The 7,102-nt window shown below is 41.0% G+C and carries 9 protein-coding genes; 1 reads left to right on the top strand and 8 read right to left on the bottom strand.

The genetic code is table 11. The features are described 5' to 3' along the window. The coding region (gene ku, locus PAT3040_RS25790) for a non-homologous end joining protein Ku (RefSeq protein ID WP_305778790.1) at positions 1–517 on the top strand (517 nt) is incomplete at its 5' end. A gap of 503 nt (positions 518–1,020) precedes the next feature. Here ku and PAT3040_RS25780 read toward each other — a convergent pair. From PAT3040_RS25780 to PAT3040_RS25745, 8 genes are all read right to left on the bottom strand, one after another. Then, positions 1,021–1,338 carry a YobA family protein gene (locus tag PAT3040_RS25780; RefSeq protein WP_108994937.1) on the bottom strand — a complete coding sequence of 106 codons (318 nt, stop codon included), beginning with the start codon at positions 1,336–1,338 and terminating at the stop codon, positions 1,021–1,023. A 457-nt stretch (positions 1,339–1,795) separates the two neighbouring features. Next, positions 1,796–2,197: an Imm7 family immunity protein gene (locus PAT3040_RS25775; RefSeq protein WP_108994936.1), complete on the bottom strand. Its 402-nt coding sequence runs from the start codon at positions 2,195–2,197 to the stop codon at positions 1,796–1,798. A 50-nt stretch (positions 2,198–2,247) separates the two neighbouring features. Further along, positions 2,248–2,880 (bottom strand): hypothetical protein, encoded by a 633-nt coding sequence (locus PAT3040_RS25770; protein ID WP_258235154.1) that lies wholly within the window; start codon positions 2,878–2,880, stop codon positions 2,248–2,250. Between the two features lie 179 nt (positions 2,881–3,059). After that, positions 3,060–3,695 (bottom strand): hypothetical protein, encoded by a 636-nt coding sequence (locus PAT3040_RS25765; protein ID WP_108994934.1) that lies wholly within the window; start codon positions 3,693–3,695, stop codon positions 3,060–3,062. A gap of 162 nt (positions 3,696–3,857) precedes the next feature. Beyond that, positions 3,858–4,118, bottom strand: coding sequence for a CPCC family cysteine-rich protein (locus tag PAT3040_RS25760; protein ID WP_108994933.1), 261 nt, complete (start codon positions 4,116–4,118; stop codon positions 3,858–3,860). 136 nt (positions 4,119–4,254) lie between these two features. Then, the gene (locus PAT3040_RS25755) at positions 4,255–4,863 is read right to left on the bottom strand and encodes a hypothetical protein (RefSeq protein ID WP_108994932.1); all 609 of its coding nucleotides are present in this window, start codon (positions 4,861–4,863) and stop codon (positions 4,255–4,257) included. 605 nt (positions 4,864–5,468) lie between these two features. Then, on the bottom strand, positions 5,469–6,080 hold the full coding sequence (locus PAT3040_RS25750) for a DUF4304 domain-containing protein (protein ID WP_108994931.1): 612 nt from the start codon (positions 6,078–6,080) through the stop codon (positions 5,469–5,471). Between the two features lie 105 nt (positions 6,081–6,185). Continuing rightward, on the bottom strand, positions 6,186–6,884 hold the full coding sequence (locus PAT3040_RS25745; protein ID WP_108994930.1) for a hypothetical protein: 699 nt from the start codon (positions 6,882–6,884) through the stop codon (positions 6,186–6,188). Positions 6,885–7,102: the final 218 nt, after the last annotated feature.

Genomic DNA, 7,102 nt, shown 5'->3' with positions numbered 1-7,102 from the left:
GGTTTATTTTGACAAGGCTTACTACCTATCGCCTGACATGGCCGGTTCCAACGCTTACAATCTATTACTTGAGGCGATCCGAGCTTCCGGAAAGATCGCCATTGCCAAAATCACCATACGCAGTACAAGCCGGCTCGCAGCTGTAAGAGTAATCGGCAATTGCTTATGTATGGAGACGATGCACTTCCCCGACGAGATCCGCCCCATATCGAATGTGCCTAATCTGCCCGATCATGTTATCGTCGAGAAAAAAGAGCTACAGATCGCTCAGATGCTCATTGACCAGTTAAGTGAGCCGTTTGATCCCAGCCAGTACCAAGACGATTATCGGGCTGCAGTAACAAAGGCGATCGAGCAAAAACTGTCTGGCCAAAGCATCGATGTCGTCGACGTGCCGGAGCCACGGTCCAATGTCCTTGACCTCATGGCAGCCCTTCAAGCGAGTCTTGATCAGTCAGGTAAGGGCGAGCAAGCAAAGAAAGGTAAGAAAAAGAAGGCAAAGGAAATAGTCTCATAACTCAAAAAGCCCTCCAACCGCATAGGTTCGTGGGCTTAATAACATTATATCGGACATACCCTCTATCTTAAGTCAGTGCAACGATCTCAATACTTTTTATATCCTCTAATGGAATGTGGTGTACTTCTCCCCCACCATGTACCTCGTAATACACTCTATGGGTCGTGAATTCAACGCCTGACAATTTAAAAAAACCTTGATGCTTACTACCGTCGAAAAGAGTTACTAATACGTGTTGATCTATATATTTATTAGAGTTCATCTTACAAAGGCCCCCTATAACAATATACACTTTCGGCGACGGCTAAGTTCATTGCTTAGATCAACAGGATCAACAATTCCATTGTCACCGTGCTCCACGACAATTTTTTAGAAATGTCTTTAATATCTATTTGATTTAACATACTTCCAAGCTATGCTGCCCTTTAACTTAAAGAAGACAGGGAAGCAGTTGCCGCGGCAAACTGCTCCCTGGTTCGGTTCAACTATCGTTCTCCGATAGCTTAATCAATAATTTCAATTTTTTTTGCACTCGCTTGAGCTGGAAAAGATTGATCAACTCCACCATCTACCCAATATCGTACTCGTTGTCCTACTTTATATTTTGAGGTTGTTGTTTTTAACCAAATAGCATCTCCAGAATAGTTACTAGAGATATCCACCCATCTTTTACCTATTTGGATATTGTCAATATCGTCTAGGACCAACACCCTGCCATCTTCACTCACTTCAAAAATGTAACCTTGACCTGTAGGTTCACCTTGACATCCTAATAAGGTAAATACGACTGCTACTAACATCGCAATTTTTAAGTAATTCAATTCTTCGCCTCCCTACTCTGGACGTACGCGGAATTCGAAGTTAAACTTACGAAGGCTCAACGACAGAAGGAGCTGTTGCACGGCAGCATACTGCTTCTTGATGTCTTTAAACTAACGTTTCCTGATAGTTCAATAACTTGGCGTATAAATGCGATCAGTATCGGTATCAATTACGAAGTCAGGCCGGACACTCTCCTGATGCGATGAAGGCACCCGCTCATATTGAAAAAGCCTGCAAAAGATATCAGTAAAATCCCGTATGCTGGTACATTGCTCTTTGGCTATCCTGTACCTATCCCTTAATTCCGCAATTGAACATGTCTTGCCAGAAATAAGTACATTCTCGAAAAAACCATCAATTTCGACTATCACATAATCACTGCCGGTTGCTAACCAGCCTCTGAGCTCAAAAGTGTGGATGGCCTTTGCTTTTGTTTAACTATCGTTCTCCGTTAGCTCAATCAGCTCTTTCGGGATTATACTCGTCCTCAACTACTGGAATATATGGTGACAGTAAATTATCCGATTCATGAGTTAAAATGCCGCGAGCTAACTTCCATACAACGAACCTGTTGTTATCTTCTGCATCTTCATCATCATGTACGTATAATAACCCATATGAGCCAGGTATGTTCTCAGACACCCAACGAAATATATCGAGCACATAATTTGAACGATGATTATGTAATCCAGTGATTGTCCAAGAATCCAGACCGTTTCTTCGTGTGATATTTGACAATCCTTCGGTATCTACATCTTTCAAATAATTAATAAAATCACTGTAAGACTTATCCTGAAAGGTTTCATTTGTGTCATGAGTGTGGTACCTCAATACAACCCAACCATGAAACTCAAACATGATTTTCCTCCCTTAAAGTTTGAGCTATCGTTCTCCGTTAGTTCAATTTCCTAGTTCTTTAGGGAACCAACCCAAACGTCCCCGACTTTAACACTGTACGTTTTATCTATACCACCATCTGTAAGACGAATTTCTTCAACTTTGTAAGCCTTCGCTTTAATAGCATCAGACTCATCAAAGCTCATCCAACCGCGGCAAATATTATCAACAAGGTCGCTCTCAGTATACACATCACAATCAATATGTAGTCGCCAATCGAATCTTTGTAACTTTTCTTTCAGGTAAGGGTATTTGTGAAACGGGAACTGCCTATCTTGAGTTCCAATATCGAAAGTTCGGTCATAAAAATGAAGGCAATCTTTATAAGCAGTTACCACTTGCGAATTTATAAAGTGAGGCTCGTATATCCATAACTTGAGATAAAAGCTCTCATCTAAACGGGTGAACTTTTCAAGCCAACTTTGATAAACCTCCAACATTGCTTCAAGGAGAAGCTGATTATACCACCCTGGAGGATTCTTACGAGGGATAGCGTAAAAAGGATGAATCCAAAGCTTAGCATAATCCCTTTGATATCGAGACAGATGTCTCATGTCTAAATTAATTACTCGTTGCTTCCACATTTCAATTTTTCGGACATGTCTTCTCCAGCCTCTAATCTTCTTTTTCTTACTTAGGTACAATAACAGCCCTCCTTAAAACCATCTCTAAAAAGTATATCAGAAACGGTTAGATATTACGTTAATCTGCCCGTTACTTCAACAAGTAACGGCAACCGGTCGTGTGGCCGGTTGCCGTAGGTGTCTTGGTGCTATCGTTCCCCTTTTGTTTAATCGACCGACGCTCTTGCTTTTTACAATCCCTAAAAGTACTCAATAAAATATCCTTCCGTGGTCCAACTATCTTCAAGTTTTATGTACATGTCATCTATTGTTTGCTTTGATTGCCCGAATCTTCTCATCAATTCTTCCCTATATTGGCTCATTGACTTTCCTTCATATATCGAATCAGTTGCACAGAACTCATCCGACATATAGATACAGTAATTGGTATCGAAATAAGAGCAAAGTTCTTTGCAAACATTTCTTAATATCGATTGCGTCTCCATATCCATTAAAAAAGAACGCCACCTAATATAAGAATAGAGCTCAAGGATATGTATGTTAAATTTCATTTCAAGAATTGAATCGGGTCCACTTAACTCTAATCTGTCTTCACTGATGAGTTCTTCCCAAACGTTCGAATACTTGTATCTCTTCTGTAATTTAGCCTCCTCTACTTTTCTTTTCAAGTCCTTTACCCAACTGGTCATTTGTATTCCGAAGGAGATAGGTATGTCTAATTCCCGAATCCACTCCCACTGGTCATTTTCATGGTTTGTTAATTTATGAATGGTTGGAAATAGGTCTGTTCGAGAAATTAAATCTTCTAGAAACTTTTCGAGGCTATTTTTATTCCGAAGATTATGTTCTATTACCGCTGAAAAATTCGATCCCATATTTCCCTCCTTTATTTAAGGGTCGAACAAGTACACTTTCTTACCTTTGTATTTTAACACATATTGGAATTAAACTGCCCATTACTTCAACGATCAACGGTAGCCGATCGCGTGGCCGGCTACCGTCATGTTGCGACGCTATTAATGAGCCCCCGTAGACCCTCATCCCATATTATTTTCAGGTAGTTCTTCTTCTATTGGATCTCTAACTAAATGCCGGAATTCTTGTTTACAAACGCCAAATAACTTATAATTTTCTCTAGCCTGATTTAATGAAATATGGTTAGCGCCAATATTTTTATCAGGCAGCTCATGTGCAATTAGATCGTATTGCCAGAAGCAAACATCACAGATATCTACAATAACTTCATCTTCACTATCTACAGTATAAAAATCGCAACAGGGACATTGTTGCCTCTTCATTTATAGCCTCCTAACAACAAGTCTTAGCCTTTTTTCAATATACCACATATTGTAACTATCCTGCCCGTTACCTCAACGAATAACGGCAACCGATCGGGTGGCCGGCTGCCGTTGTGTCGAAGTGCTATCCTTTCCGTTAGACCCGATTTCCGATTTCTTCGTAATACACTAGATCGCTTTCACCTATCCATTCCGCATCGATCCAGAGGGGAAGACATAGTAACTTTTCAAGCTCCTCAACTTGCTTCTGTATACCATGATTGAACAAAGCAAATCGCACCTCTTCTGGCGTTACCTGTATATCAAGTGTCTGAATAAATGACCAAATATCCATTTCCTTGTCGTCTATGCCGTAATTTCCGTAAGATTTAATATGCTGATTGACCAACGTACCCTTTAAATATACTCCTATGGATAGGATATCGTCGTCGAAATACGATACTGCCAGCACGGGATCATGCAAATCCAGAGATAAGGAAAGTGCATACTCCTCCACCGTACCCCAAGAAAACTCGGAATGCAACAAGCTTACCCAACCATTAAATTCACCGACATATACTTTGGAGTTTAAACTGTATGTATCCAGGGCGGCTTTATCAAGACTTACGTATAGATCAATTATGTCAACTTCCGAATCATAATAAGCCTTTTCATCAGTCTTTTGTACAAAACGCTGTTCGAGCATCTCCATCGTTGCCGCAGGGTAATCCGTTCGAACATGTAGATTTGCAAATTTCGCTCCCATCGGTTATCTCTCCCGTTAATCAGTCAATCGTCCTTAGTCAAGGTATTCGCTAAATGGCTCAAACTATCCTGCCCGTTAACGTAATGAAACTGCAGGTCAGCACCGGCAGCTTCATTTTCGTCATTTATTCAACTATTGTCTCCCGTTAGGATATCAGGGTGAAACTACACGGTATACTATCACTGATATCTTAGAGTTACCGAGGATTATGCGCACATCGTTGTTATCGGTGATTTGAGTAAGATTAAGACTGAAAAGAGGCTGACATAAATGCAGGCAGCCCTTCGCATAATTTGAACTATCGTGTCCCGTTAGTTCAACCGATCAATGTCGACAGAGCGTAGTTATCACGGTGACAACGCCTGTTTATGTAATGCACAAAACGACAGTGGTGACCGTCGATCGATCTTTCCGGAGCATATAGCATAAAACGCCGTATTCCTGGCGGCTCAATCATTCCAGGAAGCGCAATGGGTCGATGGCATGTAGCACACACATCATTCCATATTCTGCACCCGATGGCACAAAAGGACGTAATTTATGTGCTCTCATTACTTCATCTCTTTAATTTCATTATTTTTCTCGCTTCCGTTCACTATGCTGACTTATAGTTTAACGAATTCCACACCGTACTTATTGAAGATGGCCTCGTATTTATTTTCGAATATAGCCCATCTCTTTTCTGTTCCGTACTTTTCCTGCAAAGCCTTCAAATAATGTTTAGCCGCTGCTAAATCATTGGATCGCAATAGCAAATGAAAGCTCTCTTCGCCCAGATGTAAAAATGGACCTGAAGTGTAATAATCAACAATCGATCTGGCACTGGTCATAGTATTATAGAAATGAATAACCTCTTCTAATCCACCTAGCAGCGTTTTTCTTAAATCATCCATATTCGTATCGGGTGTGATTGCAAATCGATCTGGAGCAGACTCGGCAATTTCCCCAATTCTTGCTCTGAAGTGACACTCCGCTTCTTGAGGTGCTGTCAGAATCGCTCTCGATTGTATCTGTGCCAACTCCGCTGCATAAATACCGCAGTTCACATAAAACATGACATTATCCGCTGAATTGCCAGAGGATTTTTGGAAATTGAACATGTAGATGAGGCTTTCTGTTACCTTACTGAAATTTAAACTCTTCTTTGCGAAGCCATGCTTGGAAAGGAACGGCTTTACGTCCTGCTTAATCAAGTCGTTAAAGAGCTGCTGCAACATGATCCCTCCTAGAAAATGGCTATCCTTATGTCGTTTGAATAATCACACAAATGCAGACGACTCGAAAATCAGATTTTTTCCAGACTTACGACTTTCGCGACCGACTCAATCGGGTTTAATCTTTCTCAGTTTGATTGAAGACAGGACATCATCGTTCAATGCTGCAGGCAAATCAGAGTTAGAACCTAACCAAAAGTCACCATAGCGCTCCATGATCAGCACGTCCCCGCACCGGTAAAAGGTATGAGTAGGCCCTTCTTCTTTGGGACTAATATAGTACCCATTTAACCACACTGCTTCAATCGACTTATCAAACAACATCTGTATATGGTCTACTTTTCCTTCTATCAGATAAAGATGTTTGCAGCCAAAAACAACCTCCTGTAAACAAAAACTTTTCAGAAAATGATATAAAGAGTCATTTACAATGGTATATCCCTCTGCATTGTCATCCCAAAGCAAGTGCTCGTCACAGTAGACAGGAGAATCGTTGTTGCCTGCCTCCACTTGGCAAGTCCAGTTTGCTTGATTTTCTTCAAGAAACGTGACCTTCTCCTGATCCTTCTTCAGTCGCTCCACCGAATAAAGACAATCCTGCTGTTGAAATATCTCTGGAGAGTTCTCGAGGTGGTCGTCCGAACCATCTTTCCAGCGTCCTGCAAACGCATATAATTCATACAACGCATTTGGCAGATACGCTGGAATCTCGTCCACTGGCACACCGTAGGAACTGTCATACCTTCCGTACCAGCTGATTAGAAAACCCTTCAGATCGTCCAGTTGATCTGTATCTTTCAGCAGCATTGTAATCCCTCCTGTCTAACTTTTCATTACACAACCGAACTCAAAAAGTAGTACTTTCAAAAAGTTAACGTTTTGAAGATAGAAAATGTTTCAAATTCTAGCTCGTTTATTGCGCTATTCTGCCCGTTAGGATATCGGGGTGAAACTCCACGGTATACTATCACTGATATCTTAGAGGTACCGAGGAATTCGCCCACTTGGAAATGATTGCGACGATG

It is taken from the genome of Paenibacillus agaridevorans, from assembly GCF_003112455.1.
Classification (GTDB): Bacteria; Bacillota; Bacilli; order Paenibacillales; family Paenibacillaceae; genus Pristimantibacillus; species Pristimantibacillus agaridevorans.
Note: the sequence above shows the minus strand (reverse complement) of the source record. Positions and strands in the feature narration are given on the sequence as shown.

Coding starts and splice junctions, on each gene's coding strand:
- PAT3040_RS25775 (WP_108994936.1), bottom strand. CDS start 2,197: ATGTTTGAGTTTCATGGTTGGGTTGTATTGAGGTACCACACTCATGAC.
- PAT3040_RS25745 (WP_108994930.1), bottom strand. CDS start 6,884: ATGCTGCTGAAAGATACAGATCAACTGGACGATCTGAAGGGTTTTCTA.
- PAT3040_RS25755 (WP_108994932.1), bottom strand. CDS start 4,863: ATGGGAGCGAAATTTGCAAATCTACATGTTCGAACGGATTACCCTGCG.
- PAT3040_RS25765 (WP_108994934.1), bottom strand. CDS start 3,695: ATGGGATCGAATTTTTCAGCGGTAATAGAACATAATCTTCGGAATAAA.
- PAT3040_RS25760 (WP_108994933.1), bottom strand. CDS start 4,118: ATGAAGAGGCAACAATGTCCCTGTTGCGATTTTTATACTGTAGATAGT.
- PAT3040_RS25750 (WP_108994931.1), bottom strand. CDS start 6,080: ATGTTGCAGCAGCTCTTTAACGACTTGATTAAGCAGGACGTAAAGCCG.